Annotated in this window: 23 protein-coding genes, 4 tRNA genes and 1 pseudogene; 11 read left to right on the top strand and 17 right to left on the bottom strand. The window is 60.2% G+C overall.

The genetic code is table 11. The annotated features are described in order from the left end of the window. Positions 1 to 36: 36 nt before the first annotated feature. From ACZYR5_RS19895 to ACZYR5_RS19855, 9 genes are all read right to left on the bottom strand, one after another. Positions 37 to 309: an HU family DNA-binding protein gene (locus ACZYR5_RS19895; protein WP_096822334.1), complete on the bottom strand. Its 273-nt coding sequence runs from the start codon at positions 307 to 309 to the stop codon at positions 37 to 39. Between the two features lie 147 nt (positions 310 to 456). Continuing rightward, positions 457 to 2,853, bottom strand: coding sequence for an endopeptidase La (lon, locus tag ACZYR5_RS19890; protein ID WP_489091159.1), 2,397 nt, complete (start codon positions 2,851 to 2,853; stop codon positions 457 to 459). A gap of 198 nt (positions 2,854 to 3,051) precedes the next feature. Further along, entirely contained in the window at positions 3,052 to 4,335 is a 1,284-nt protein-coding gene (clpX, locus tag ACZYR5_RS19885) for an ATP-dependent Clp protease ATP-binding subunit ClpX (protein WP_027618777.1), read from the bottom strand. Positions 4,336 to 4,447: 112 nt separating this feature from the next. Next, positions 4,448 to 5,083, bottom strand: a complete 636-nt coding sequence (gene clpP, locus ACZYR5_RS19880) for an ATP-dependent Clp endopeptidase proteolytic subunit ClpP (RefSeq protein ID WP_489091158.1) — start codon at positions 5,081 to 5,083, stop codon at positions 4,448 to 4,450. A gap of 92 nt (positions 5,084 to 5,175) precedes the next feature. After that, positions 5,176 to 6,486: a trigger factor gene (gene tig / locus ACZYR5_RS19875; RefSeq protein WP_489091157.1), complete on the bottom strand. Its 1,311-nt coding sequence runs from the start codon at positions 6,484 to 6,486 to the stop codon at positions 5,176 to 5,178. Between the two features lie 402 nt (positions 6,487 to 6,888). After that, positions 6,889 to 6,964 (bottom strand) — tRNA-His (locus ACZYR5_RS19870). Between the two features lie 78 nt (positions 6,965 to 7,042). Next, positions 7,043 to 7,127, bottom strand: a tRNA-Leu gene (locus ACZYR5_RS19865). A gap of 58 nt (positions 7,128 to 7,185) precedes the next feature. Further along, positions 7,186 to 7,261, bottom strand: a tRNA-His gene (locus ACZYR5_RS19860). Positions 7,262 to 7,293: 32 nt separating this feature from the next. Next, positions 7,294 to 7,370 (bottom strand) — tRNA-Arg (locus tag ACZYR5_RS19855). 276 nt (positions 7,371 to 7,646) lie between these two features. Between ACZYR5_RS19855 and folD the strand changes: the two genes are divergently transcribed. Both folD and pbpG read left to right on the top strand, forming a co-directional pair. Further along, positions 7,647 to 8,501, top strand: coding sequence for a bifunctional methylenetetrahydrofolate dehydrogenase/methenyltetrahydrofolate cyclohydrolase FolD (folD, locus tag ACZYR5_RS19850; RefSeq protein WP_027618774.1), 855 nt, complete (start codon positions 7,647 to 7,649; stop codon positions 8,499 to 8,501). A gap of 237 nt (positions 8,502 to 8,738) precedes the next feature. After that, positions 8,739 to 9,677 (top strand): D-alanyl-D-alanine endopeptidase, encoded by a 939-nt coding sequence (pbpG, locus tag ACZYR5_RS19845; RefSeq protein ID WP_489091156.1) that lies wholly within the window; start codon positions 8,739 to 8,741, stop codon positions 9,675 to 9,677. Between the two features lie 39 nt (positions 9,678 to 9,716). Here the strand turns inward: pbpG and ACZYR5_RS19840 are convergent, their stop codons facing one another. Then, entirely contained in the window at positions 9,717 to 10,394 is a 678-nt protein-coding gene (locus tag ACZYR5_RS19840) for a C39 family peptidase (protein WP_489091155.1), read from the bottom strand. Positions 10,395 to 10,569: 175 nt separating this feature from the next. Between ACZYR5_RS19840 and ACZYR5_RS19835 the strand changes: the two genes are divergently transcribed. Beyond that, positions 10,570 to 10,773, top strand: a complete 204-nt coding sequence (locus tag ACZYR5_RS19835; RefSeq protein WP_489091154.1) for a hypothetical protein — start codon at positions 10,570 to 10,572, stop codon at positions 10,771 to 10,773. A 65-nt stretch (positions 10,774 to 10,838) separates the two neighbouring features. Here ACZYR5_RS19835 and ACZYR5_RS19830 read toward each other — a convergent pair whose 3' ends face one another. Together ACZYR5_RS19830 and ACZYR5_RS19825 are read right to left on the bottom strand one after the other, a co-directional pair. Further along, the gene (locus tag ACZYR5_RS19830) at positions 10,839 to 11,588 is read right to left on the bottom strand and encodes a TerC family protein (RefSeq protein WP_489091153.1); all 750 of its coding nucleotides are present in this window, start codon (positions 11,586 to 11,588) and stop codon (positions 10,839 to 10,841) included. A 28-nt stretch (positions 11,589 to 11,616) separates the two neighbouring features. Next, positions 11,617 to 11,868: a hypothetical protein gene (locus tag ACZYR5_RS19825; protein WP_489091152.1), complete on the bottom strand. Its 252-nt coding sequence runs from the start codon at positions 11,866 to 11,868 to the stop codon at positions 11,617 to 11,619. Positions 11,869 to 12,100: 232 nt separating this feature from the next. On the opposite strand from ACZYR5_RS19825, the gene nhaR reads away from it, so the two are divergent. Continuing rightward, complete coding sequence (gene nhaR, locus ACZYR5_RS19820) at positions 12,101 to 13,000, top strand: transcriptional activator NhaR (protein ID WP_489091151.1); 900 nt, start codon at positions 12,101 to 12,103, stop codon at positions 12,998 to 13,000. A 4-nt stretch (positions 13,001 to 13,004) separates the two neighbouring features. Here nhaR and ACZYR5_RS19815 read toward each other — a convergent pair whose 3' ends face one another. After that, positions 13,005 to 14,159, bottom strand: a complete 1,155-nt coding sequence (locus tag ACZYR5_RS19815; protein ID WP_489091150.1) for an MFS transporter — start codon at positions 14,157 to 14,159, stop codon at positions 13,005 to 13,007. A 306-nt stretch (positions 14,160 to 14,465) separates the two neighbouring features. Between ACZYR5_RS19815 and sstT the strand changes: the two genes are divergently transcribed. After that, entirely contained in the window at positions 14,466 to 15,698 is a 1,233-nt protein-coding gene (gene sstT, locus ACZYR5_RS19810) for a serine/threonine transporter SstT (RefSeq protein ID WP_489091149.1), read from the top strand. A gap of 61 nt (positions 15,699 to 15,759) precedes the next feature. Here sstT and ACZYR5_RS19805 read toward each other — a convergent pair whose 3' ends face one another. Next, positions 15,760 to 16,269 (bottom strand): DUF1993 domain-containing protein, encoded by a 510-nt coding sequence (locus ACZYR5_RS19805; RefSeq protein ID WP_489091148.1) that lies wholly within the window; start codon positions 16,267 to 16,269, stop codon positions 15,760 to 15,762. A gap of 137 nt (positions 16,270 to 16,406) precedes the next feature. On the opposite strand from ACZYR5_RS19805, the gene ACZYR5_RS19800 reads away from it, so the two are divergent. Beyond that, positions 16,407 to 17,057, top strand: a complete 651-nt coding sequence (locus ACZYR5_RS19800; protein ID WP_489091147.1) for a YceH family protein — start codon at positions 16,407 to 16,409, stop codon at positions 17,055 to 17,057. Positions 17,058 to 17,072: 15 nt separating this feature from the next. Here the strand turns inward: ACZYR5_RS19800 and ACZYR5_RS19795 are convergent, their stop codons facing one another. Next, positions 17,073 to 17,891: a shikimate 5-dehydrogenase gene (locus ACZYR5_RS19795; protein WP_489091146.1), complete on the bottom strand. Its 819-nt coding sequence runs from the start codon at positions 17,889 to 17,891 to the stop codon at positions 17,073 to 17,075. 243 nt (positions 17,892 to 18,134) lie between these two features. Between ACZYR5_RS19795 and ACZYR5_RS19790 the strand changes: the two genes are divergently transcribed. From ACZYR5_RS19790 to ACZYR5_RS19780, 3 genes are all read left to right on the top strand, one after another. Beyond that, complete coding sequence (locus ACZYR5_RS19790; RefSeq protein ID WP_489091145.1) at positions 18,135 to 18,494, top strand: hypothetical protein; 360 nt, start codon at positions 18,135 to 18,137, stop codon at positions 18,492 to 18,494. 243 nt (positions 18,495 to 18,737) lie between these two features. Continuing rightward, positions 18,738 to 18,932 (top strand): hypothetical protein, encoded by a 195-nt coding sequence (locus ACZYR5_RS19785; RefSeq protein ID WP_489091144.1) that lies wholly within the window; start codon positions 18,738 to 18,740, stop codon positions 18,930 to 18,932. A gap of 96 nt (positions 18,933 to 19,028) precedes the next feature. After that, positions 19,029 to 19,208, top strand: coding sequence for a hypothetical protein (locus tag ACZYR5_RS19780; protein WP_489091143.1), 180 nt, complete (start codon positions 19,029 to 19,031; stop codon positions 19,206 to 19,208). On the opposite strand, the gene ACZYR5_RS19775 is transcribed toward ACZYR5_RS19780, so the two are convergent. After that, positions 19,205 to 20,266 (bottom strand): AI-2E family transporter, encoded by a 1,062-nt coding sequence (locus ACZYR5_RS19775; RefSeq protein ID WP_489091142.1) that lies wholly within the window; start codon positions 20,264 to 20,266, stop codon positions 19,205 to 19,207. The two genes, ACZYR5_RS19780 and ACZYR5_RS19775, sit on opposite strands and share 4 nt — an antisense overlap. A 158-nt stretch (positions 20,267 to 20,424) precedes the next feature. Between ACZYR5_RS19775 and trhP the strand changes: the two genes are divergently transcribed. Next, a complete protein-coding gene (trhP, locus tag ACZYR5_RS19770; RefSeq protein ID WP_489091141.1) occupies positions 20,425 to 21,750 on the top strand; it encodes a prephenate-dependent tRNA uridine(34) hydroxylase TrhP in 1,326 nt (441 codons plus the stop codon). A 571-nt stretch (positions 21,751 to 22,321) separates the two neighbouring features. Here trhP and ACZYR5_RS19765 read toward each other — a convergent pair. Further along, a complete protein-coding gene (locus ACZYR5_RS19765; protein ID WP_489091231.1) occupies positions 22,322 to 23,638 on the bottom strand; it encodes a Na+/H+ antiporter family protein in 1,317 nt (438 codons plus the stop codon). A 259-nt stretch (positions 23,639 to 23,897) separates the two neighbouring features. Between ACZYR5_RS19765 and ACZYR5_RS19760 the strand changes: the two are divergent. Continuing rightward, positions 23,898 to 25,981, top strand: a pseudogene (locus ACZYR5_RS19760) (methyl-accepting chemotaxis protein). The last annotated feature ends 13 nt before the right edge of the window (positions 25,982 to 25,994 follow it).

The following is a 25,994-nucleotide window of genomic DNA, read 5'->3' as shown; positions in this document are numbered from 1 at the left end:
GATCCCGACCCGGATGGGCAAAAAACCGACTGAGGCTTAGTTGACCGCTTCTTTCAGTGCTTTACCGGCTTTGAAACCTGGCTTCTTGGCAGCAGCGATTTCCAGCGTCTTGCCGGTCTGTGGGTTACGACCTACGCGAGCTGGACGATCGGTCACGGAGAACGTACCGAAACCTACCAGAACTACAGAGTCGCCAGCCTTGAGAGCGCCAGTGACGGATTCGATTACTGCGTCCAGCGCACGGCCAGCAGCAGCTTTCGGGATATCAGCGGATGCAGCGATAGCATCAATCAGTTCCGACTTGTTCACTCTAAGTCCCCTTATATCTATATGAGATGATTCTAAGTTTTTTGGTAAAAGCAAAAACCAGTGCTGAATGGCCTACAGGCACTAAAGAGCCGCTTTATAACAAGGGCTCTAAAAAGCTGTCAAGGAAGCCCCCCAGGCTAATACGTATTAATGCGTGCTAATTCTTTCCTTAGAGTCAGACTCGCGCTTTTCATCCTTCGCAACTATCTCCGGAGCCACATCGGGCAAGGGCTCCGGCGCGTATTGCAGCGCAATTTGCAGGACCTCGTCAATCCATTTAACCGGTTTAATCTGAAGATCCTGCTTGATATTGTCGGGAATCTCCTTCAAATCGCGCACGTTCTCTTCAGGAATGATCACCGTCTTGATCCCGCCACGGTGAGCCGCCAGCAGTTTTTCCTTGAGGCCACCAATGGCCAGTACCTGGCCACGCAGGGTAATTTCACCGGTCATGGCCACATCGGCACGCACCGGGATCCCGGTCAGGGCCGACACCAGGGCCGTGCACATGCCTACACCGGCGCTAGGGCCGTCTTTCGGGGTTGCCCCTTCCGGCATGTGGATGTGGGTGTCGCGCTTCTCGTGGAAGTCCAGGGGAATGCCCAGGCTCTTCGCGCGGCTGCGCACCACGGTTTGCGCCGCGGTGATCGACTCGACCATCACATCGCCCAGCGAACCGGTCTTGATCAACTGGCCTTTGCCCGGCACCACTGCCGCTTCAATCGTCAGCAATTCGCCGCCGACCTGCGTCCAGGCCAGACCGGTCACTTGACCCACCTGATCCTGCTGCTCGGCCAGGCCGTAGCGGAATTTACGCACGCCCAGGAAGTGCTCGAGCATGTCGGCCGAGACCTTCACCGCGAAGCGTTTTTCCAGCGCATGCTCCTTCACCGTCTTGCGGCAAACCTTGGCAATCTGGCGCTCCAGGCCACGCACACCGGCTTCACGGGTGTAGTAGCGAATGATGTCGCGGATCGCTTCGGCGTCGAATTCCAGCTCGCCTTTCTTCAAGCCGTTGGCCTGGATCTGCTTCGGCGAGAGGTATTTGACGGCGATGTTGATCTTCTCGTCTTCGGTGTAGCCCGGCAGGCGAATGACTTCCATCCGGTCCAGCAACGCTGGCGGAATGTTCATCGAGTTCGAGGTGCACAGGAACATCACGTCGGACAGGTCGTAGTCGACTTCCAGGTAGTGATCGTTGAAATTGTGGTTCTGCTCGGGGTCGAGCACTTCCAGCAATGCCGACGCAGGGTCACCCCGCATGTCGCTGCCCATCTTGTCGATTTCATCGAGCAGGAACAGCGGGTTGCGCACGCCCACTTTCGTCATCTTTTGAATCAATCTTCCTGGCATCGAACCGATGTAAGTACGGCGATGACCGCGGATTTCCGCCTCGTCACGCACGCCGCCGAGGGCCATGCGGACGAATTTGCGATTGGTGGCGTTGGCAATCGACTCGGCCAGGGAAGTTTTACCGACCCCAGGAGGACCCACCAGGCACAGCACCGGACCACGAATTTTCTTCACGCGTTTTTGCACGGCGAGGTATTCGAGGATCCGCTCTTTGACTTCTTCCAGACCGTAGTGGTCGGCGTCGAGAATGTCTTCGGCGCGGGCCAGGTCCAGGCGCACCTTGCTCTGCGCTTTCCACGGCACCTGCACCAGCCAGTCGAGGTAGGAACGGACCACCGTCGCCTCGGCAGACATCGGCGACATCTGCTTGAGTTTGTTCAGCTCAGCCGTGGCCTTGGCCAGGGCATCCTTGGGCAGGCCCGCAGCATCGATGCGCTTTTTCAGCTCTTCGACTTCGTTGTGGCCTTCTTCGCTGTCACCGAGTTCTTTCTGAATGGCCTTCATCTGCTCATTCAGGTAGTACTCGCGCTGGCTGCGCTCCATTTGCTTCTTGACCCGCCCGCGGATGCGCTTTTCCACCTGCAGCAGGTCGATTTCGGCATCCAGCAAGGCCAGCACGTGTTCGACACGGGCCGAGAGGTCGAGAATCTCGAGGATTTCCTGTTTCTGCTCGATCTTCAGCGCCATGTGCGCGGCCATGGTGTCGACCAGGCGGCTTGGCTCATCGATGCTGTTGAGCGACGACAGGACTTCGGCGGGGACTTTCTTGCCCAGTTGAACGTACTGTTCGAACTGCGACAGCAATGTACGAACGAACACTTCCGACTCGCGCTCCGGCGCGTCGACTTCGTCGATCAGCGAAACTTCGGCACGGCAATGACCGTCCACTTCGATGAAACGCTCGACAGCACCGCGCTGCTCGCCCTCGACCAGCACCTTGACGGTGCCATCAGGCAGCTTGAGCAGTTGTAGGACGGTTGCAATGGTACCGACCCGGTAGAGTGCGTCTTCGCCGGGATCGTCGTCGGCAGGGTTTCTCTGGGCCAGCAGAAGGATCTGCTTGTCACCCGTCATCGCGGCCTCGAGGGCTTCGATAGACTTCTCGCGCCCCACGAACAGCGGGATAACCATGTGCGGATACACCACGACATCACGCAATGGCAGGAGAGGCAATTCGATGGTTGTCTTCATGATTTCGCCTCTACGGCGGCCACAAGGCCGGAAACAGATGGAATTGAGCTTGAAACCAAGATGGGGGCTGCTTTGGAAAAAAACAAGCGGATAAAGAAAGTGCGCCAAAGATCGTGCGAAAGAAGCCTGATTCCTTGACGATTTACCATAAAAGCAAAGGGGCCCGAAGGCCCCTTCTTTAAACCGCCAGTGCGACGCTTAGGCGTCTGGCGCTGCCTTGGCAGTCGGCTCACTGTTTTCATAGATATACAGTGGCTTGGACTTGCCTTCTATAACGCTTTCATCGATCACAACTTTACTCACCTCGGACTGCGAGGGGATTTCGTACATTGTGTCGAGCAGCACACCTTCGAGGATCGAGCGCAATCCACGAGCACCGGTTTTGCGTTCCAGGGCACGCTTGGCGACCGATTTCAGCGCGTCGGCGCGGAACTCCAGGTCTACGCCTTCCATCTCGAACAGCTTGGCATACTGTTTGGTCAGGGCATTTTTCGGCTCGGTGAGGATCTGCATCAGCGCAGCCTCGTCCAGCTCGTCCAGCGTCGCCAGCACCGGCAGACGACCGACGAATTCCGGGATCAGACCGAACTTGACCAGATCGTCAGGCTCGACTTCACGCAGGGACTCACCGACTTTCTTGCCTTCTTCCTTGCTGCGAACTTCTGCGTTGAAGCCGATGCCGCCTTTGGTGGAACGGTTTTGAATGACCTTTTCCAGACCAGAGAACGCACCACCGCAGATGAACAGGATGTTGCGGGTATCGACCTGCAGGAATTCCTGCTGCGGGTGCTTGCGACCACCTTGCGGCGGAACGGAAGCGACCGTGCCTTCGATCAACTTGAGCAGGGCCTGCTGCACGCCTTCACCGGAAACGTCACGGGTGATCGACGGGTTGTCAGATTTGCGCGAGATCTTGTCGATTTCATCGATGTAGACAATGCCCATCTGAGCTTTTTCTACGTCGTAATCGCATTTCTGCAGCAGCTTCTGAATGATGTTCTCGACATCCTCACCCACGTAGCCAGCCTCGGTGAGGGTGGTTGCGTCGGCGATGGTGAACGGAACGTTCAGCAAGCGGGCCAGGGTTTCGGCAAGCAGGGTCTTACCCGAGCCTGTCGGGCCGATCAGCAAAATGTTGCTCTTGCCGAGTTCGACGTCGTCATTCTTCTTGTCACGCTGGTTCAAGCGCTTGTAGTGGTTGTACACCGCTACGGCAAGAATCTTTTTTGCACGCTCCTGACCAATCACATACTGGTCAAGGATGCCGCTGATTTCTTTAGGCGAAGGCAATTTATGCGCGCTGCTCTCTGCCTGTGCTTCCTGCACCTCCTCGCGGATGATGTCATTGCACAGGTCGACGCACTCGTCGCAGATAAAGACCGAGGGGCCGGCAATCAATTTGCGCACTTCATGCTGGCTTTTGCCACAGAAGGAGCAATAGAGCAGCTTGCCGTTGTCCTCGCCGTTGCGGGTGTCAGTCATTCGTTCGATCCAAATCCGATAGGCTTGCAACACAAGATGAAGGCTATTGCGGGCTTTTTCAAGCCCGCCAGTGATCGGACTCGCCGATCACGCCTGTTTTGCGCTGCTTGATTTACGCGGGGCGCTGAGTGATCACTTCGTCAATCAGGCCGTATTCACGCGCGGCTTCTGCACTCATGAAGTTGTCGCGGTTGGTATCGCGCTCGATTTCTTCCAGGGTGCGGCCGCTGTGCTTGGCCATCAGCGTGTTGAGACGCTCGCGGATGAAGAGGATTTCCTTGGCGTGGATTTCGATATCCGAGGCCTGGCCCTGGAAACCGCCCAGTGGCTGGTGAATCATCACGCGCGAGTTAGGCAGGCAGAAACGCTTGCCCTCGGCACCGGCTGTCAGCAGGAATGCACCCATGCTGCACGCCTGGCCGATACAGGTGGTCGACACGTTCGGCTTGATGAACTGCATGGTGTCGTAGATCGACATGCCCGCTGTCACCGAACCGCCCGGGGAGTTGATATAGAGATGGATGTCCTTGTCCGGGTTTTCCGCTTCAAGGAACAGCAGTTGCGCGCAGATCAGGTTGGCCATGTAGTCCTCTACCGGACCAACCAGAAAGATCACTCGCTCCTTGAGCAGGCGCGAATAGATGTCATAGGCGCGTTCGCCACGAGCAGACTGCTCGACAACCATCGGGACCAGGCCGCCAGCGGCCTGGATATCAGAGTTCTGCTGAATATACGAATTACGGAACATGCTCTGCAGTCACTCCCAAATAGTTATGTCTTGAATACGCATAAGCCAGCTCGAAAGCTGGCTTATGGTGTGTGCTTCTAACGCAAAAACAATCAGTCGGCTTGTGGAGCTTCTACCGGCTTGACCGCTTCTTCGTAAGAGACCGATTTGTCGGTCACGCTAGCTTTCTGCAGAACAGTATCCACAACTTGCTCTTCCAGCACAACCGAACGGACTTCGTTCAGTTGTTGCTCGTTTTTGTAGTACCAGGACACAACCTGCTCTGGTTCCTGGTAGGCCGAAGCCATTTCCTGGATCAGCTCGCGAACGCGGGTTTCGTCAGGCTTGAGGTCGAATTGCTTGACCACTTCAGCCACAACCAGACCCAGTACTACGCGGCGCTTGGCTTGTTCTTCGAACAGCTCGGCCGGCAGTTGGTCAGGCTTGATGTTGCCGCCGAACTGTTGAACAGCCTGCACGCGCAGACGGTTCACTTCGTTGTCCAGCAGGGCCTTTGGCACTTCGATCGGGTTGGCAGCCAGCAGGCCGTCCATTACCTGGTTCTTGACCTTGGACTTGATCGCCTGACGCAGTTCACGCTCCATGTTCTTGCGAACTTCGGCGCGGAAACCGTCGATGCCCGATTCCTTGATACCGAACTGGGCGAAGAACTCTTCGGTCAGCTCTGGCAGCTTAGGCTCGGAAACCGAGTTGACGGTCACGGTGAACTCGGCGGCTTTGTTAGCCAGGTCCAGGTTCTGGTAGTTTTCCGGGAAGGTCAGGTTCAGAACGCGCTCTTCGCCCGCTTTGGCGCCCACCAGGCCTTCTTCAAAGCCCGGGATCATGCGGCCGGAGCCGAGGACCAGCTGGGTGCCCTTGGCGGAACCGCCAGCGAATACTTCGCCGTCGACCTTGCCAACGAAATCGATGTTCAGTTGGTCTTCGTCCAGGGCAGCGCGATCGACTGCTTCGTAACGAACGTTCTGCTTGCGCAGGATGTCCAGCATCTTGTCCAGATCGGCATCAGTCACGTCAGCGCTCAGGCGCTCGACGTTGATACCTTCGAAGCCGGCAACGGTGAACTCAGGGAACACTTCGAATACGGCTACGTATTCCAGGTCCTTGCCTGCTTCCAGGGATTTCGGCTCGATCGATGGCGAACCCGCTGGGTTCAGCTTTTGCTCGACGACCGCTTCGTAGAAGGAAGCCTGGATCACGTCACCTACTGCTTCCTGACGCGCATCAGCTTCGTAACGCTGACGGATCACGCTCATTGGCACTTTGCCAGGACGGAAGCCTGCAATCTTGGCCTTTTGGGCAGTCTGCTGCAGACGCTTGTTGACTTGAGTCTCAATGCGCTCAGCTGGCACGGTGATGCTCATGCGGCGCTCAAGAGCAGAAGTATTTTCAACAGAAACTTGCATGGATATTCCTCGTTGCACAGACGTTAGCCGGCCGTTTCCGACCCCAGAATCAAGGGCATGCATTCTAGTGGGTCAAACTCAAGAAGTCACCCTACTGAAAACGGGTAAAAAAACAGCAGGCGATTTATAGGGGCGAATGCACGGATACACCTCGCCCCAGTGGCAAATTCAACTCATCACGCCAGGGCCCTGCACCAACCCTTCCTTATATAGAAGAGCAGCACGAATCGAACCCCGACCGCCGAACCTGCAAGCAGGATCGACGGGCAGCACGGCATCATCGCGAAACAAAAATGCGACGAATCGCCCTGCCCCTGCGACCCGCAACCGGCGGCCGCGGAATTTACAGCCGCGAAAAACAAAAAAGGCGCCAGACTGTTAAATCTGGCGCCTTTCGGAATATGGGGTGGACGATGGGGATCGAACCCACGACAACGGGAGTCACAATCCCGTGCTCTACCAACTGAGCTACGCCCACCATATTGCGTGACGAAGAAGCCAAACACTTCTTTGTCGAGCTTCAAACGCACCTTTTGGGCATGCCTGAAGCTTTATTTGGTGCGGATGAAGAGACTCGAACTCTTACGCCTCGCGGCGCTGGAACCTAAATCCAGTGTGTCTACCAATTCCACCACATCCGCGAGTTGAAGCCTTTAAAGCAAAGGCGCCAGACTGTTACATCGGGCGCCTTTCGAAATATGGGGTGGACGATGGGGATCGAACCCACGACAACGGGAGTCACAATCCCGTGCTCTACCAACTGAGCTACGCCCACCATATCGCGTTACTTGTGCCAAAGCTGCCTAATGGCGCACCCGGCAGGACTCGAACCTGCGACCATCCGCTTAGAAGGCGGATGCTCTATCCAGCTGAGCTACGGGCGCCTTATTAATCTGTACTCTTGGAGGACTACAAACTAAATGCTTTCCAGCTTTGCAGAACCGTAATTCCGCTCAACCTTCTTAACCAGTGCTAGGCTGTGCCCGACAAGTGCGACGAATAGTATAGAGAGCCCCGCAGGTCGTCAAATGCTTTTTGAGAAAAATTCATTTAATTAAAGGGCTTAGGGGAATTTGCAGACCAAGCGCCTTTGCCCTCACGCCACGGCATGCGAGAATGCATGCTCTTTTCTTCTCCCTCTCGATGGTTAATCACGCGCAATGACTGCACAACTAATCGACGGCAAATCGATCGCCGCCAGCCTGCGCCAGCAGATCGCCAAACGAGTTGCCGAGCGTCGCCAGCAAGGCCTGCGCACGCCCGGCCTCGCGGTGATCCTGGTCGGCAGCGATCCCGCCTCTCAGGTTTATGTCTCGCACAAGCGTAAAGACTGTGAAGAGGTCGGCTTCCTCTCCCAAGCCTATGACCTGCCGGCTGACACCAGCCAGCAAGCCCTGACCGACCTGATCGATCGCCTCAACGAAGACCCGAACATCGACGGCGTGCTCCTGCAACTGCCACTGCCCGAGCACCTCGACGCTTCCAAATTGCTGGAGCGCATCCGCCCGGATAAAGACGTCGACGGTTTCCATCCTTATAACGTCGGCCGCCTGGCCCAGCGCATCCCATTGCTGCGTCCGTGCACGCCGAAGGGCATCATGACCCTGCTGGAAAGCACCGGCGTCGATCTGTACGGGATGGACGCCGTGGTCGTTGGCGCTTCCAACATCGTCGGTCGGCCGATGGCCATGGAACTGCTGCTGGCCGGTTGCACCGTGACCGTCACCCACCGCTTCACCAAGGACCTGGCCGGCCACGTCGGCCGTGCCGACCTGGTGGTAGTAGCTGCCGGCAAGCCGGGCCTGGTCAAGGGTGAGTGGATCAAGGAAGGCGCGATCGTGATCGACGTCGGCATCAACCGTCAGGACGACGGCAAACTGGTCGGCGACGTGATCTACGAAACCGCCCTGCCCCGCGCTGGCTGGATCACTCCAGTGCCCGGCGGCGTCGGCCCGATGACCCGTGCCTGCCTGCTGGAAAACACCCTGTACGCCGCGGAGACCCTGCACGGCTAACGCTCAGGGCAATCCACGGCTGCACCCGAAACCCCGCCCCTTCCGGCGGGGTTTCGCGTTTTAATGCCGACTGTCGCCTGCCCCTCGAAAAACGCTGTTTTTTACCCGAAAACAAGGGCTTTGCCCCGCTCCCCGAAGAACATTCGACAGTTCCTCAGCTACGCTCATAAAATGTAACGCTTTTCCTGAAAAAGCCCGTTGCAAAACGGCATACCCACATCTTTCGAGTCTACTCGCGTGAAAATCCGTCTTTCTATCCTGAGCCTCTTTTTTGCATTTTCAGGCAGCCTCCTCACGCCGAGCGTCGACGCTCGTGAAACCACCCAAGCCCCCCGTGATACATCAAACCTGCACATTGCCTCGGGCAGCGCGATGCTGATCGACCTGCAGACCAACAAGATCATCTACGCCAGCAACCCTGACGTGGTGGTGCCCATCGCCTCGGTCACCAAGCTGATGACCGGCCTGGTGGTGCTGGAAGCCAAGCAGAACATGGAGGAATACATTTCCGTGTCGATCAGCGACACCCCGGAAATGAAGGGCGTGTTCTCGCGGGTCAAGCTCAACAGCGAGCTGCCGCGCAAGGAAATGCTGCTGATTACCCTGATGTCCTCGGAAAACCGCGCCGCCGCCAGCCTGGCCCACCACTACCCGGGCGGGTACGCGGCCTTTATTGCGGCGATGAATGCCAAGGCCAAGGCACTGGGCATGACCAGCACCCACTATGTGGAACCGACCGGCCTTTCGACCAGCAACGTCTCCACCGCCCGCGACCTGAGCAAGTTGCTGCAGGCGGCGCGCAAGTACCCGATGTTGAGCGAGTTGAGCACCACCAAGGAAAAGACCGTGGCGTTCCGCAAACCCAACTACACCCTGGGTTTCCACAATACCGATCACCTGGTGCGCAAGGACAACTGGGACATCCAGCTGACGAAGACCGGCTTCACCAACCAGGCCGGGCATTGCCTGGTGCTGGTCACCCGTATGGCTGATCGCCCGGTGTCGCTGGTGATCCTCGACGCGTTCGGCAAATACACGCACTTTGCCGATGCCAGCCGCATCCGCCAGTGGGTCGAAACCGGCAAGAGCAGCACCGTGCCGGCGGTGGCCCTGCAATACAAGGCCGACAAGAACCTCAAGGCCCGCCAGACCGGCGTGGCGCAGACCGCGGAATAATCCTGCAGTAACGAGAACGGCGCCCGAGGGCGCCGTTTTTCATGGCTGAGTATTCAGTGCCTGAACCGCCCTGGCCGCGGCCTGCTCCTGCCCGGCCCGGTTCAACTCGCTGGCAGCATTCAGCCAGCGCTGACGATCGACCTTGGCCGGAATCTGGTTCGGAGCCTGCACCAGCACCGCCCAGCCACCCGCGTCGATAAAGGCCGACTCGAACGATTTAAAGCTCATCAGCACGCGTTTTTCCAGGCCCGAGCGCAGCAGTACCGTCTGCTTCTGCCGGTTGTAACCGGCCAATAGCGCGTAGCGTGGCGTCTTCCAGAAGGCCGAGCCGTCGCTGTAACGCAGCCACACCGGATAGCCCGCCGCCACCTGCGTCAGCAATGCCGGCAGATTGCTGTCCAGCGGATAGACCACCATCCCGTACTCGCGCGCCAGTTGCTGCATGTTCTGCTGCAACTGTGCCTCGGCGCCCGGTAGATGCAACGGCTTTTCCAGCAATCCCGGAGTGATCACCACCCCCTGTTGCGATAGAACGCTGGCCAGGGTTTGCGGTCCACCCTGATAGGCGTCGCCGCGATAGAACCGGCCACTGAGCTCGACACGCTCAGGCAGGCGTTTGATTTCAGGTTGAACGCTGCCGGCACAGCCGGCCAGGCTCATGGCGCAGGCGACAGCCAGCAGGGCGAAGCGCAATCGAGGAAGTAGCGGCAAGATCATCACTCATTTGTCCAAGTGCCAGGCGGTCAGCGTCCAGGCTTGGGCAGGATGATAGCAGCGCTATAGCCTGAAACGGCAGTTGTCTGGCGCCGATAGAGCAAACTCATTGGTGACTCACGACTATTGGTCAATAGTCTGTCACCGTCCAGCAGCTAGACTGAGACCTGCGAGAAGTGTGTGCCCGCCACAGGGCAAAGAGGAGGCACTGATGAGCCTGACGACGATTATCCTGATGCTGATAGCCGGTTGGCTGGCCGTTGCCGCGGCGATGCTCTGGGGGGTGATGCGCATCACCCGGCGGCACCATCCGGCGTACCACGAGCCCGAACCGCCGGCCGCCAGCGATGAACCCTCGCCGCCCCACGCTTCGGCGCACTGAGCCACAACGTAAAACGGCCGCCTGCACCTGAAGGGGCAGACAGCCGTCCTGATCAACTCCCAGCGTCAAGCCTGTTCAGGCAGCCGCTTCTGCCGCGCCCGACGCGACAGCATGTTCAACACCTCGATCGCTGCCGAGAAGGCCATGGCCGCATAGACGTAGCCTTTAGGCACATGGGCGCCGAAACCTTCGGCAATCAGGGTCATGCCGATCATGATCAGGAAGCCCAGGGCCAGCATCACCACGGTCGGGTTGTCATTGATGAACTTGGCCAGCGGTTCGGCCGCCAGCAACATCACCAGCACCGACACCAGCACCGCGATGATCATGATCGGCAAATGCTCGGTCATGCCGACGGCGGTAATGATGCTGTCGATGGAGAACACCAGGTCGAGCATCAGGATCTGACCGATAGCAGCGGCAAAACCCAGGGTCACGGTCGAGGTCTTCGAGGTTGGGTCCTCGGGCGACGGGTCCATGCTGTGGTGAATTTCCGTGGTGGCTTTCCACAACAAGAACAGACCACCGGCGATCAGGATCATGTCCTTCCAGGAGAACGCGTGGCCAAACACTTCAAACACCGGCGCCGTCAACTGCACGATGAAGGCAATGGTGCTCAGCAGGCCCAAACGCAGGATCAGCGCCATGCTGATGCCGATCCGCCGCGCCTTGGCCCGGTGCTGCTCAGGCAGTTTGTTGGTGAGGATCGAAATAAAGATCAGGTTATCGATACCCAACACGATTTCCATGACGATCAAGGTGGCCAGGGCGACCCAGGCGGTGGGGCTTGCGGCAAGCTGTAACAGGTAATCCATGGGTCAGTCCTGACTCGGTATTGGGCGGTTAGATTTCTTGCGAAGAACTGTCTTTTTTCTCGTCATCGGCGTCGCTGTCTTTTTTGCCGATGATAGTGCCGGTGGCATCGCTCAAGGCTTGCACCGCGGCTTTGTGGGTATCGTCGATCGCCTGTTTGGCGGATTCGGCGGCTTGCGCCATCAACTGCTGGGCGCTTTTTTCCGCCTGGTCGCATCCGGTCAGCAGCAGTGCGGAGAAAGCCAGCAACGATGCGCCGGCCAGGGATTTGAATGACTTCATGCTTTCCTCATTCGATAACGGATCGGTCTGTGACGGTTTTTGTAGGAGCGGGCTTGCCCGCGAAGAACGATGACACGCACTACCTGACACAGGCATCACCTTCATCGCGGGCAAGCCCGCTCCCACAGGTTCCTGCCCTCACACATAGCGAAACATTCTAAGGAGACCAACACTTCAGGAAAATTCGTATTTTCAGCGGTTATACTTCGGTTTTTACGAATCGGCGATCGCCATGCTCAACTATCGACAATTGCACTACTTCTGGGTCGTGGCCAAGACCGGCAGCATTGTGCGCGCCTGCGAGCAACTGAACCTGACCCCGCAAACCATCAGCGGGCAGATCAGCCTGCTCGAACAGACTTACGGTATCGAGTTGTTTCGCCGGGTCGGCCGCCAGCTGGAACTCACCGAAGCCGGCCGCCAGGCCCTGCCCTACGCCGAACAGATGTTTGCCCTCGGCGGGGAACTGGAAGCCCTGCTGCGGGCCCAGCCCAATGAGCAACAGATCGTGTTTCGGGTGGGGGTCGCCGATGTGGTGCCCAAATCCATCGTCTATCGCCTGATCGCGCCGACCATGGACTTGAGCGAGCCGCTGCGCATCACCTGCCGCGAGGACAAACTCGAACGGCTGCTGGCCGACCTGGCGATCCAGCGCCTGGACCTGGTGATCTCCGACAGCCCGATGCCTTCGCACCTGGACATCAAAGGCTACAGCCAGAAACTCGGCGAATGCGGAATCAGTTTTTTTGCCACCGCCGAGCTGGCGCGACGCCACGGCAGCGATTTCCCCCAATGCCTGCACGGCGCCCCGCTGCTGATTCCCGGCCAGGAAACCGTGGTGCGCAATCGCCTGCAACGCTGGTTCGCCGAGCAGAAAATCCAGCCGCGGATCGTCGGCGAATTCGATGACAGTGCCCTGATGCAGGCGTTCGGCCAATCCGGCAGCGGGATTTTCATCGGCCCCAGCGTGATTGCCGATGAGGTGCGGCGCCAGTACGGTGTCGAGCTGATCGGCCAGACCGATGCCGTCACCGAGTCGTTCTACGCGATCTCAGTGGAACGCAAGGTCAAGCACCCCGGCATCGTGGCGATTACCGAAGGCGCCCGTCGCGAACTCTTTACCCACATTTAAGCGATCAGGCGCAGACCGGCGCCGCCTTGGTTTTCATCAGCAGCAGCGCCAGCAGGATCGACACCAGGATAAAACCTGCCGCGGCAAAGCCCAGGCTGCCCAGGCCCAGGGTGTCGATCACCCGTCCACCTACCAGCGCGCCAAGGCCAATGCCCAGATTGCCCCCGGCAATGTTCAGCGACGCGGCAAAGGCTGGCGCTTGCGGTGCCGCTTTCATCAAGCGCACATGGCTGACCAGGAACAGCGCCGCCTGAGTCACGCCCCACACGCCCATGGCCGCCGCCAGCCCTAGCGTCGAGTGAATGCTCGGCACCAGCGCCACCATGCCGCCGATCATGAAGGCGCAGAACACCATCGACGCGATCAGCGGATGGCGATCAACCATGCGCCCACCCAGCGAATTACCGATCAGCCCGACCGCGCCGAAGCCCATCAGGCACCAGCCGACGACCGTACCGTCGAATCCGGCCAGGCGCTCAAGGATATCGGCCAGGTAGGTGTAGGCGGTGAACATGCCGCTGAAGACCAGGATCGACAGCAGCACATGGCCCTGCATCAGTGGACTGCGCAGGATCTTGAACTGCGAACGCAAACTCACCTGCTGCTTGTGCAGGTCGGTTTTCGGCAGGTAGATAAACAGCAGCAAAGCCTTGGCCAGGGCAATCACCGCGAGGATGGCAAACGCGCTGCGCCAGCCGAACGCATCGCTGATCAGGGTACCCACCGGGATGCCGAACACAGTGGCGCAGACAATTCCAAAACCGATCTTGGCAATCGCCCGCCCGGCGTAGTCCGGCCCGACGATGTCCACTGCCGTCTCACTGGCCAGCGCCCAGAACACCGGCAAGCCCAGCGCTGGAATCAGCCGCGCCACCGCCATGACCCAAATGTTCGGGGCCAGAGCCGCCAAGGTGTTGGCCAGGCCGAAGAGGACCAGCACGCTGATGAACAGGCGCCGGCGCTCGAACCGGGCAAAAAAGGCGGTCAGGAACGGGCCGAAGGCGGCCACGGTGAAGGCGAACAGGGTCACCAACAGCCCGGCCTGGGACACGCTGACGTCGAGGTCGCGGGCAATCGACGGCAACAGTCCGACGATCACGAACTCCGTGGTCAGCACGGTGAAGCCGGCGGCAGACAACAGGAGAATGGGCAACAACATGGTTAACTCCGGGAAAACGACAACGCCAGCGACAGCCTGAAGGCTCACTGGGACAGATAAAAAAGGATGGCGCAGCTTACCAGAATGGGGCCCGCACGGGGAAACGCGGGTCGACTGGCCCGGCGTCCAATCGTCACAGGCCTGAAGGAAATTGCCTACGCTGTGCTAAAGTCCGCGCCCCCGCGCCAGGCTGACATCGTTCAGCCATGACCGATTTCGCGTTGCCCGCCTGTCCTGCCAGCCTGCCCGTTGCTGCCGGCAGGCTCATGGGATCCGCGACACCTTAAAAAAAACAGAGATACCGTTATGACTGCTGCCCCGCCCACTCTTTTGCAACGATTCACCCGCACCAGCCTGGTGACCCAGATCGTCATCGGCCTGATCGCCGGCATTGCCCTGGCCCTGTTGGCGCCGGAAGTGGCGAAGTCCACCAGCTTCATCGGCAAAGTGTTTGTCTCGGCCCTGAAAGCGGTCGCGCCGATCCTTGTGTTCATATTGGTCATGGCCTCGATCGCCAATCATAAGCACGGCCAGGAAACCCATATCCGTCCGATCCTGTTCCTCTACCTGCTGGGCACCTTTGCTGCGGCGGTAGTCGCGGTGGTGGCCAGTACTCTGTTCCCGTCGAGCCTGGTGCTGTCGACCCACGACATCGCGGTTTCCGCGCCGGGCGGCATCACAGAAGTGCTGCAGAGCCTGCTGCTGAGCGTGGTCGATAACCCGGTCAGCGCACTGATGAACGCCAACTTCATCGGCATCCTGGCCTGGGCCATCGGCATGGGCATCGCCATTCGCCACGCCGGCGAAACCACGCGCACCGTACTCGATGACCTGTCCAACGGCGTGACCCTGATCGTGCGCGTGGTGATTCGCTTCGCGCCGCTGGGCATTTTCGGCCTGGTGGCCTCGACCCTGGCCACTTCCGGCTTCGGCGCCCTGCTCGGCTACCTGCACCTGCTGGGCGTGCTGCTGGGCTGCATGCTGTTCGTCGCGCTGGTGATGAACCCGGCCATCGTCTACTGGAAGCTGCGTCGCAACCCGTACCCGCTGGTGCTGACTTGCCTGCGTGAAAGCGGGATCACCGCCTTCTTCACCCGCAGTTCGGCGGCGAACATTCCGGTCAACCTGGAACTGAGCAAGCGCCTGGGCTTGCATGAAGACACCTACTCGGTGTCGATCCCGCTCGGCGCGACCATCAACATGGCCGGCGCGGCGATCACCATCACCGTGCTGACCCTGGCCGCCGTGCACACCCTGGGGATTGCCGTGGACCTGCCGACCGCCGTGCTGCTCAGCGTGGTCGCGGCGATTTGCGCCTGTGGCGCTTCCGGTGTCGCCGGCGGCTCGCTGCTGTTGATCCCGCTGGCCTGCAGCCTGTTCGGCATTCCCAGCGAAATCGCCATGCAGGTAGTCGCCGTCGGTTTCATCATCGGTGTGTTGCAGGACTCGGCGGAAACCGCCCTCAACTCCTCCACCGACGTGCTGTTCACCGCCGCGGCCTGCCTGGCCGAGGAAGAGCGCGACGAGCAAGCGGCGTAAAAACCGCAGGCGACAAAAAGCCCGCCCTGGCTCACACCAGGGCGGGCTTTTTTGTGCAGCTTTAGAACGCGCCCATGTAATCGCGCTTGCCAACTTCCACACCGTTGTGACGCAGGATCGCGTAGGTGGTGGTGACGTGGAAGAAGAACTGCGGCAGGCCGTAGCTCAGCAGGTAGGACTGGCCACTGAAGCGTTTTTCTTTCGGCGTGCCCGGACGGGTCACGATCTCGATGCCTTCCTTGCCATCGATCTGCGCAGGCTGGATGCCGTCGATGAACGCCAGCACCTTGGCAATCAGCGCCTGCAAATCGGCGAAGGTCACTTCGCTGTCGTCGTATTTCGGCAGCTCGACTTCAGCCAGGCGCGCCGAAACGCCCTTGGCGAAATCCACCGCGATCTGTACCTGGCGGACCAGCGGGAACATGTCCGGGAACAGGCGTGCCTGGAGCAAGGCATTCGGCTCGATGTTCTTGGCGGTGGCGTGGGCCTCGGCCTTGTTCAGCACATCGCTCAGGGCATTGAGCATTTGCTTGAATACGGGAACGGAAGCGGCGTACAGGGAAATGGTCATGGCAGTCTCTTGTGGAGGGTGCGGGGAGAAGGGTCTACAGCGTGGCGCGATTATAGCCCTGCCGAGGGCCGCGTGCGGCTTGTCTTTTACCGTGCAAGGATTAGGCTAGACGCCTTCGACTGGATAGGGAAAGCGCGATGAGCACCGAACACGACACCTCCACCGACGACGCACTGCGCCTGAGCAGCACGGAACTGCGGATCCTCGGCTCGCTGATCGAGAAGCAAGCCACCAGTCCGGAAACCTACCCGCTGACCCTGAATGCCGTGGTCATTGCCTGCAACCAGAAAACCAGCCGCGAACCGGTGATGAACCTCAGCCAGGGCCAGGTCGGGCAAAGCCTGCGCGCGCTCGAAGGCCGGGGTTTTGCCCGGCTGGTGATGGGTAGCCGCGCCGATCGCTGGGAGCATCGCCTGGACAAGGCGCTGGAGCTGGTTCCGGCCCAGGTCATCCTCACTGGCCTGCTGTTCCTGCGCGGCCCACAGACCGTCAACGAACTGTTGACCCGCAGCGGCCGCATGCATGACTTCGAGGACGCCGAGCAGGTCGTGCATCAACTGGAGCGCCTGATTGCCCGTGGCCTGGCGATGCTGATTCCGCGCCAGGCGGGCCAGCGCGAAGACCGCTACATGCACGCCCTGGGTGATCCAGCGGACATGGAAGCGATTCTCGCCGCCCGACAGAACCCGGTGGAACGCAGCAGCACCAGCGGTGTGTCAGTGGAGCGCATCGAAGAACTGGAAGCGCGGATCGCCGCACTCGAAGAACGCCTGGCCCGCCTCGAATAAATCGCTGGCCGCGGGTCAACTGCGGGCAAACGCCACCGCTTGCTGGAACTGCGCCTCGCTGGGGCGCACGCCGGTATAGAGAACGAACTGCTCCAGCGCCTGGATGGCGATCACTTCCAGACCGGTGATCACCCGCTTGCCGGCCGCCCGCGCGTGCACGATCAACGGCGTTTCCGAGGGAATCGCTACCACATCGAATACCGTCTGTGCGGCGTCAATCACCTCGGCGGAAAACGCCAGTTGATCGGCCTCGCTACCGCCGGTCATGCCGATCGGCGTGACATTGATCAACATCTGCGGACGCTCCTCAGCCAACTCTGCCTGCCAGCGATAACCCAGGGCATCCGCCAGGGCGCGTCCGGCACTTTCGTTGCGCGCAATAATCAGCCCATTGGCGTAGCCGCCGTCGCGCAGGGCGCTGGCCACGGCCTTGGCCATGCCGCCACTGCCACGCAGGGCGAAGGTCGAATCCTTGGGCACGCCGTGGGTCTTGAGCAGTTGCTCGATAGCAATGTAGTCGGTGTTGTAAGCCTTCAAATGACCGTCGGTGTTGACGATGGTATTGATCGAGGCAATCGCCGCGGCAGAGGCATCCAGCTCGTCGACCAAGGCAATGCAGGCTTCCTTGAACGGCATGGACACGCCACAACCGCGAATGCCCAGGGCGCGGATCCCGGTCACGGCGCCGGGCAAATCCTGGCTGCTGAAGGCCTTGTAATAGAAGTTCAGGCCCAATTGCTCGTACAAATGATTGTGAAAGCGCAGGCCGAAATTCCCAGGACGCCCGGATAGCGACATGCACAGTTGGGTGTCTTTGTTCGGGTTCATCTGCATGTGGAGCTCCTTCGGTGCGCACGTTCGGATGGACGGCAATCGCCAGCCCATCGGCTTTGATCAATCATGGCTGTAGCGCCGCCAGCGCTTAGCGGACGGGCATGAACAGCGGTTCTGACCTTACACAAAATTTACCCACGCGCGTTGTCAAATCACCAAAAAACGCTGTCTGAGAGTTATCCCCGCGACCATTCCCGGTCTATTGCAGACCGGGCGCCAGGGGAGGATCTGTGAGGAACCATCATGAGCCTTAAACTTCCTGCAATTGCCTTGTTGATCGGCGCCTTGGCTGTTGCCGGCCAGGCGCAAGCCCACGGCGGTGGCTATGGCTACGGCTGGGGTGCACCGGCGGCGGTCGGCGCGGTAGTGGGTGCCGTGGTCGCGGGTTCGGTGATCGCCAACTCGCAGCGCCCGGTGTACGTGCAGCAGCCGGTCTATGTGCAGCCGCAGCCGGTGTACGTCCAGCAACCGCCACCGGTCTACTACCAGCCGCAACCGGTGTATGTGCAGCAGCCGATCTACTACCGTCCGGCGCCGGTGTATTACGGCCCGCCACATGGCTACTACGGCCCGCCCCACGGTTATTACGGCCCACGTTGGTAAATGATGGTCTATAACGCAACAGGCTCCGTCAAAAAACGGGGCCTGTTTTCGTCAGGCGGGCTGGCAAATGTCTGAATAAATCCTGCCAAGGTCGCTGCTGGAACAGCGACTGCGCCTGGATGCGCCATGATGAATCGGACGAATGCCCCGGCCCTATCACTCCTCTGTCATATTTATGTCACGACAGGCCAGCAAGCTCTGGCCTGTCCGCCACAACGCTCAATAAAAACAAGGACGACCCTTATGCCCACGCAAAACCCCCATCGCATCGTTGGCCTCGGTACCGCCAGTAAGGTCTACAACACCCTGACCGAACTCAAGCACCTCGAGGGGCATCGCAGCGCCAAGTTGCTCTCGTTGCTGGCAGAGAACCTGGTGCGCAAAGGCCTGCTCAATGACCACGAAGTCATGAACATGCTCGACCAGGTGGTCGACTGACGACGTCAACGACGTCAATGTCGACTATCGAGCGCAGTGATTTTTCCCGGGACCCGCGCGCCGTTAAGGTAGCTCCATCGATTGATGGAGGTATTTATGTCCCAGGTTCAGATCATGTCCGTGATTGGTAGCGCCGTTCCTGCCCCCCTCAGAGAGCTGGGGTTGCTCGCCTGTTGGTACCTGGTGCAGGACGGCGAAGCCATCAGTGGTCCGCTGACTTCGCTGCCCGCCGCCCAGGAACTGTCGCAACGCCTCAGCGGCTTCGTCCTGGCCTAAGGTAATTGCACCTTGGGCTTGGTTTCGACATATAGGCCCCAGCTGGCGATGAACAATGCGGCGATCAACGGCCCGATGACGAAGCCATTGAGGCCAAAGATGCCCAGCCCGCCAAGGGTCGAGATCAGGATCAGGTAATCCGGCATCTTCGTGTCCTTGCCCACCAGTACCGGGCGCAGGACGTTGTCCACCAGGCCGATCACGAATACCCCGAACAACGCCAGCACCACGCCTTGCCAGATTGCACCGCTGAGCAGGAACCAGACCGCTACCGGCACCCAGACGATCCCCGCCCCCACCGCCGGCAACAGCGACAGCAGCGCCATCAATACCGCCCAGAGCAAGGCGCTGGGAATGTCGAGGAACCAGAAAATCAAGCCGCCCAAGGCACCCTGGGTAACCGCCACCAACAGGTTGCCTTTGACCGTCGCGCGCACCACGCGGTTGAACTTGAGCTGCAGCCGGCGTTTTTGATTTTCTTCCAGCGGCACCGCTGCCCGGACCTTGCGCACCAGTTCGGCACCGTCGCGCAGAAAGAAAAACAACAAGTACAGCATGATGAAAAAGCTCACCACGAACTCGAAGGTGCCCTGGCCGAAGCTGAACGCCTGGCTGGCGAGAAACTGACTGCCCTGCATCGCGCTCTTGACGATTTTCTCCCGCAGGCCGTTCAACTCGCCCATGCCGAAGCGGTCCAGCAGGTGCTGGAAATACGGCGGCAGGCTGTGTTTGAACTGCGCCACATAACTGGCGATGTCCAGTTGGCCGCTTTCGATGTTCTTGTAGAGCGTCGCCCCCTCCTGCACCAGCAACACACCGGTGACAATGACCGGCAGGATCGCGATCACCAGGCAGATGCCCAGGGTGAACAGCGCGGTCAGGTTGCGTTGCCAGCCGAATTTCAGTTGCAGGCGATGCTGCATGGGTGCAAACACAATGCCGAGGATCACTGCCCAGAACACCGCGCCGTAGAACGGCAGCAGAATCCAGATGAAGGCGATGGTTACCAGTACCAGCAGTACCATCAGCGATTTGTTTTGTATTGAGGTGTGGTTCATGGCCGGTCCATTTAGCAAAACGCCCACTGCGTCTGTCTAAAGGCTTAGTCCGCGGCGAAACGGCCGAGTGCCGTGGTTTGTGCAGCGAAAATAGATCCAGATCAATAATCGTCCCCGGCCTTTGTCTTACCCTCGCGCGTTTTACGGTCGACTTCGCCATGACACTCGCTCCGCCCGAACTGCTCGCCCCCGCCGGTACCCTGAAAAACATGCGTTATGCCTTCGCCTACGGCGCCGATGCGGTGTACGCCGGGCAGCCGCGCTACAGCTTGCGGGTGCGCAACAACGAGTTCGATCACGCCAATCTGGCCCTCGGCATCCGCGAAGCCCAGGCTCAGGGCAAGCGCTTCTATGTAGTGGTCAACATCGCCCCGCACAACGCCAAGATGAAGACCTTCCTCAAGGACCTGGCACCGGTGATCGAGATGGCCCCGGACGCACTGATCATGTCCGACCCGGGATTGATCATGCTGGTGCGCCGGCACTTTCCACAGATGCCGATCCACCTTTCCGTACAGGCCAACACGGTGAACTGGGCCAGCGTCGAGTTCTGGCAGCAGCAGGGTTTAAGCCGGATCATCCTCTCGCGCGAGTTGTCGCTGGAAGAAATCGAGGAAATTCGCCAGCAGGTGCCGACCATGGAGCTCGAAGTGTTCGTGCATGGCGCGCTGTGCATGGCCTACTCCGGCCGCTGCCTGTTATCGGGCTACATGAACAAGCGCGATGCCAACCAGGGCAGTTGTACCAATGCCTGCCGCTGGAAGTACTCGGCGCAACCGGCCCTGGAAAACCTCGCTGGGGATATTGTCCAGAGCTATGTCCCGGAACCGACCCTGGGTATCGGCGCACCTACCGAACAGGTGTTCCTGCTGCAGGAAGCCAATCGTCCCGACGAACTGATGCCGGCTTTCGAGGATGAACACGGCACCTACATCATGAACGCCAAGGACCTGCGCGCGGTGCAGCATGTCGAGCGCCTGACGCGGATGGGCGTGCACTCGCTGAAGATTGAAGGCCGGACCAAATCGCACTTCTATTGCGCGCGCACCACTCAGGTCTACCGCCGGGCCATCGACGATGCGGTGGCCGGCCTGCCGTTCGACCGCAGCCTGATGACCGACCTCGAATCCCTCGCCCAGCGCGGCTACACCGAAGGCTTCCTGCGCCGCCACGTCCACGACGAGTACCAGAACTACCAGAACGGCAGTTCAGTCTGCGACCGCCAGCAGTTTGTTGGCGAGTTGACGGGGGAGCGGCGTGAGCGCCTGGCCGAGGTCAAGGTGAAGAACCGTTTTGCCCTGGGCGATCACATGGAACTGATGACGCCCAAGGGCAACTTTCACTTCGATCTGCATGAACTGCAAAACGCCCAGGGCGAGGCGCTGCAGGTGGCGCCCGGTGACGGCCACACCGTTTACCTGCCAATTCCGGATGCGGTGGACCTGCGATTTGGGCTGTTGATGCGGGATGTGCGGGGGGATTGAATTTCACCCCTGTAGGAGCTGGCTTGCCAGCGAAGGCTGATTAACGGCGTACATATCCATTCCTGCGGTAACGGCGACTTATGGTTTCGCTCTTACAGCGAGGCACTTTTGTCAAACGCCACAAAAGTACCCAAAAAGTCTTGCCCCAACATCCGGCCCCCTCGCCTAGGCTCGGCGTACCTTCGCTCCGGCATCCATCCGCGGGTCATCGCCTCCGGTTGGCTTCGCTGGCACCTCCTCTCGATGACTGCGGCTTCGCCGCAGCGCGCTACGCGCTCCCCTCGGATGCATGCCTCCACTCAGCCTTCTGTAACGGGGCCGGTGGATCAAAATCAAAAGCCAAAGCAGATCGAGCTTTTCCTGTAGGAGCGAGCCTGTCGAATCGTCGCACCGTCGCGATGGTCGTGAACGATGACGCGCGCATCCAGAATGCACGCGGTGATCTCTCGTTTTTCGCTGCGATGCGGCGTCCCGACAAGCCAGCTCCTACAGAGGGCCGCGCCAGCCAGAAAAACTGTTACCTATGTGAGTGAACTGATTTGTAACCCATGTGGGTGAGTCATCCCCCCCATCACAACACCATCGCCGCCACCCAACCAAACGCCAGCAACGGCAGGTTGTAATGCAGGAAAGTCGGCACCACGGTGTCCCAGATGTGGTGATGCTGGCCGTCGATGTTCAGGCCGGAGGTTGGACCCAGGGTCGAGTCCGAGGCCGGTGAGCCAGCGTCGCCGAGGGCACCGGCGGTGCCGACGATGCAGACGATCGCCAGCGGGCTGAAGCCCAGTTGCACGCACAGCGGCACGAAGATAGCGGCGAGGATCGGCACCGTGGAAAACGACGAGCCGATGCCCATGGTCACCAGCAGCCCCACCAGCAACATCAACAACGCACCAATGCCCTTGCTGTGGCCGATCCACGAGGCCGAGGCTTCGACCAGGGTCTGCACCTCGCCGGTGGCCTTCATCACTTCGGCAAAACCCGAGGCGGCGATCATGATGAAGCCGATCATCGCCATCATCTTCATGCCTTCGGTGAACAGATCATCGGTCTCGCGCCAGCGCACGACACCGGACACCGAGAAGATCAGGAAGCCGGCCAGGGCGCCGATAATCATCGAATCCAGCAGCAACTGAATGATGAACGCCGCAGCAATCGCCAGGCCGGCCACCAACAGCGTCAGTGGGTTGTACTGCACCGCGACCTGCTCGACCCGCTCGATTTTCTCCAGGTCGTACACGCGCTTCTTGCGATAGCTGACAAACGCCAGCAACAGGCCGAAAACCATGCCCAGCGCCGGAATGCCCATGGCGTGAGTGACGTTGATGCCGCTGATGTCGACCCCGCTCTTGGCCACGTTGGCCAGCAGAATCTCATTGAGGAAGATGTTGCCAAAGCCCACCGGCAGGAACATGTAAGGGGTAATCAAGCCGAAGGTCATGACGCAGGCGATCAACCGCCGATCCAGTTGCAGCTTGGTCAGCACGTAGAGCAGCGGCGGCACCAGCAGCGGGATAAAGGCGATGTGGATCGGCAAAATGTTCTGCGAGGCAATCGCGACGATCCACAGCAGGCCGATCAGCAGCCACTTGACCTGACCACCGCCATGGGCGTCTTGCCGGTCGACCAGGGCCAGGGCCTTGTCCGCCAGTGCATGGGCCAGGCCCGACTTGGCAATCGCCACGGCGAAAGCGCCGAGCAAGGCGTAGGACAAGGCCACGGTCGCGCCGCCGCCCAAACCACTGTTGAACGCCTTGAGCGTCGCCTCGATCCCCAGGCCACCGGTCAGGCCACCGACCAGCGCGCCGATGATCAGCGCGATGACCACATGCACACGTGACAGGCTGAGCACCAGCATGATGCCGACCGCGGCAATGACAGCATTAATCATGGTTACCTCAAAGCAGATCGCCGATAAAAACCGGCGCAAACGGGTAGAGACCGGCCAGCCAGCTGCACGCGCCGACACCGGATGAAATGGAGGTTTTATTAGAGGGCGCGCACTGTGCCCCATGCCGCCCCAAGCTGCAAGTGCAGGCGTCGGCTTTTGTTTTCCGTGGCCGCCCCCGGCCCTCACGCTCAAGAAAGCGCTGGCGGTGCCGTTACAGGGCAAAGTCTTGGATATTTATCGATTTAGGGGCGCCTCCATGTCACTCAGACAGCTGTCGATTCAATGGAAAATCACCCTGCTGGCCGGCCTCTGCCTGGCCGCCATCGTGACCTTGCTGGTGGGTCTGTCGCTGTATCGCATGGAGCACAGTTCGGCGCTGGTGAAAGCTTCGAGCATGAGCATGCTCAACGAGGCGGCGCAAGCGCGCATCGAAGCCCAGGGTGAAGTGCAGGCGCTGGGTATCCGCCAGCAGTTCATGGACGCCTATCAATACGGTCACGGTTTCTCGCGCCAGGTGCTGTTCTTGCGCGATCAGGCGCAAAAGCGCTTCCTCGACGCCTACGACCTGCGTGAAGACCTGACCCGCCAGGTCAAATCGGCGTTGCAAGCCAACCCGCAACTGCTCGGCCTATCGTTGGTGTTCGAAGCCAACGCCCTGGATGGCAAGGACGAACTCTTCGCCGGCCAGCATGAGCTGGGCAGCAACGACAAGGGCCGCTTCGCCCTGTACTGGTCGCAACCCACAGCGGCGAGCCGGCCAACGCCTGGTTCACCTGCCCGCGCAGCACCCTCAAGCCGTGCGTGATCGAACCGTACTTCTACGTGATCGACGGCCAGAACGTGCTGATGACCAGCATCGTCTTCCCGCTGCAGGTCGACGGCAAAGTCATCGCCTCGCTGTCGGTGGACATCAACCTCAACAGCCTGCAGGCGATCAGCCAGCAAGCCAGCCGCAAACTCTACGATGGCCAGACCGCCGTCAGCATCTTGAGCCCCGTGGGCCTGCTTGCCGGCTACAGCCCCGACGCCAGCAAACTCAGCCAGCGCCTGACTGCGGTGGACAAGGACAGCGGCGCCGAATTACTGCGTATGCTCGGCAGCAGCCTGCAGACCCAAAGCCTGCGCAATCACGAGCAACTGAAAGTGTTGTCGCCGTTCGAGCCAATTCCCGGCGGCAAGCCCTGGGGCGTACTGCTCGATGTGCCGGAAAAGGTGTTGGTCGGCCCGGCCGAAGCCCTCAAGCAGGAGCTGGACGCCAGCAACACCAGCGGCACCCTGATCGAACTGAGCCTCGGCCTGGTGGCCGCCATCATCGGCCTGCTGCTGGTGTGGCTGATGGCCCGCAGCGTCACCCGGCCGATTCTCGGCGTCGCCGACATGCTGCAGGACATCGCCAGCGGCGAAGGCGACCTGACCCGGCGCCTGGCCTACGACAAGCAAGACGAACTCGGGCAATTGGCCGGCTGGTTCAACCGTTTCCTCGACAAACTGCAACCGATCATCGCCGAGGTGAAACGCTCGGTGCAGGACGCGCGCGGCACCGCCGATCAGTCCTCGGCCATCGCCACCCAGACCAGCGCTGGCATGGAGCAGCAGTACCGTCAGGTCGACCAGGTGGCCACCGCCTCCCACGAAATGAGCGCCACCGCCCAGGACGTCGCCCGCAGTGCCGCCCAGGCCGCGCAAGCCGCGCGCGATGCCGACCAGGCGACACGCCAGGGCCTGACCGTGATCGACCGCACCACCCACAGCATCGACAGCCTCGCCGCCGACATGAGCACCGCCATGGCCCAGGTCGAAGGCCTGGCCGCCAACAGCGAGAAAATCGGCTCGGTACTGGAGGTGATTCGCGCCATCGCCGAGCAGACCAACCTGCTGGCGCTCAACGCCGCCATCGAAGCCGCCCGTGCCGGTGAGGCCGGGCGCGGGTTTGCCGTGGTTGCCGATGAAGTGCGCAACCTGGCGCGACGCACCCAGGAATCGGTGGAGGAAACCCGCCAGGTCATCGAGCACCTGCAAAGCGGCACCCAGGATGTGGTCGGCGCCATGGGCAACAGCCATCGCCAGGCCCAGGGCAGCGTCGAGCAGGTCAGCCAGGCAGTGACCGCCCTGCGTCAGATTGGCGACGCGGTGACGGTGATCACCGATATGAACCTGCAGATCGCCAGCGCCGCCGAGGAGCAAAGCGCAGTGGCCGAGGAAATCAACAACAACGTGGCGACCATCCGTGACGTCACCGAGTCGCTGTCGGAGCAAGCCAACGAATCGGCGCGGGTCAGCCAGTCCCTCAACAGCCTGGCCAACCAGCAGCAGAGCCTGATGGATCAGTTCCGCGTGTGACCTCGCTTGCGGC

This window comes from Pseudomonas sp. F007 (genome assembly GCF_057814275.1).
This window is presented reverse-complemented; position numbering and strand designations above follow the sequence as displayed.

Excerpts from the sequence above, each read along its gene's own strand:
- lon (WP_489091159.1), bottom strand. The coding sequence starts at position 2,853 with ATGAAGACAACCATCGAATTGCCTCTCCTGCCATTGCGTGATGTCGTG.
- clpX (WP_027618777.1), bottom strand. The coding sequence starts at position 4,335 with ATGACTGACACCCGCAACGGCGAGGACAACGGCAAGCTGCTCTATTGC.
- clpP (WP_489091158.1), bottom strand. The coding sequence starts at position 5,083 with ATGTTCCGTAATTCGTATATTCAGCAGAACTCTGATATCCAGGCCGCT.
- tig (WP_489091157.1), bottom strand. The coding sequence starts at position 6,486 with ATGCAAGTTTCTGTTGAAAATACTTCTGCTCTTGAGCGCCGCATGAGC.
- folD (WP_027618774.1), top strand. The coding sequence starts at position 7,647 with ATGACTGCACAACTAATCGACGGCAAATCGATCGCCGCCAGCCTGCGC.
- ACZYR5_RS19840 (WP_489091155.1), bottom strand. The coding sequence starts at position 10,394 with ATGATCTTGCCGCTACTTCCTCGATTGCGCTTCGCCCTGCTGGCTGTC.
- ACZYR5_RS19830 (WP_489091153.1), bottom strand. The coding sequence starts at position 11,588 with ATGGATTACCTGTTACAGCTTGCCGCAAGCCCCACCGCCTGGGTCGCC.
- ACZYR5_RS19825 (WP_489091152.1), bottom strand. The coding sequence starts at position 11,868 with ATGAAGTCATTCAAATCCCTGGCCGGCGCATCGTTGCTGGCTTTCTCC.
- nhaR (WP_489091151.1), top strand. The coding sequence starts at position 12,101 with ATGCTCAACTATCGACAATTGCACTACTTCTGGGTCGTGGCCAAGACC.
- ACZYR5_RS19815 (WP_489091150.1), bottom strand. The coding sequence starts at position 14,159 with ATGTTGTTGCCCATTCTCCTGTTGTCTGCCGCCGGCTTCACCGTGCTG.
- sstT (WP_489091149.1), top strand. The coding sequence starts at position 14,466 with ATGACTGCTGCCCCGCCCACTCTTTTGCAACGATTCACCCGCACCAGC.
- ACZYR5_RS19805 (WP_489091148.1), bottom strand. The coding sequence starts at position 16,269 with ATGACCATTTCCCTGTACGCCGCTTCCGTTCCCGTATTCAAGCAAATG.
- ACZYR5_RS19800 (WP_489091147.1), top strand. The coding sequence starts at position 16,407 with ATGAGCACCGAACACGACACCTCCACCGACGACGCACTGCGCCTGAGC.
- ACZYR5_RS19795 (WP_489091146.1), bottom strand. The coding sequence starts at position 17,891 with ATGCAGATGAACCCGAACAAAGACACCCAACTGTGCATGTCGCTATCC.
- ACZYR5_RS19790 (WP_489091145.1), top strand. The coding sequence starts at position 18,135 with ATGAGCCTTAAACTTCCTGCAATTGCCTTGTTGATCGGCGCCTTGGCT.
- ACZYR5_RS19785 (WP_489091144.1), top strand. The coding sequence starts at position 18,738 with ATGCCCACGCAAAACCCCCATCGCATCGTTGGCCTCGGTACCGCCAGT.
- ACZYR5_RS19780 (WP_489091143.1), top strand. The coding sequence starts at position 19,029 with ATGTCCCAGGTTCAGATCATGTCCGTGATTGGTAGCGCCGTTCCTGCC.
- ACZYR5_RS19775 (WP_489091142.1), bottom strand. The coding sequence starts at position 20,266 with ATGAACCACACCTCAATACAAAACAAATCGCTGATGGTACTGCTGGTA.
- trhP (WP_489091141.1), top strand. The coding sequence starts at position 20,425 with ATGACACTCGCTCCGCCCGAACTGCTCGCCCCCGCCGGTACCCTGAAA.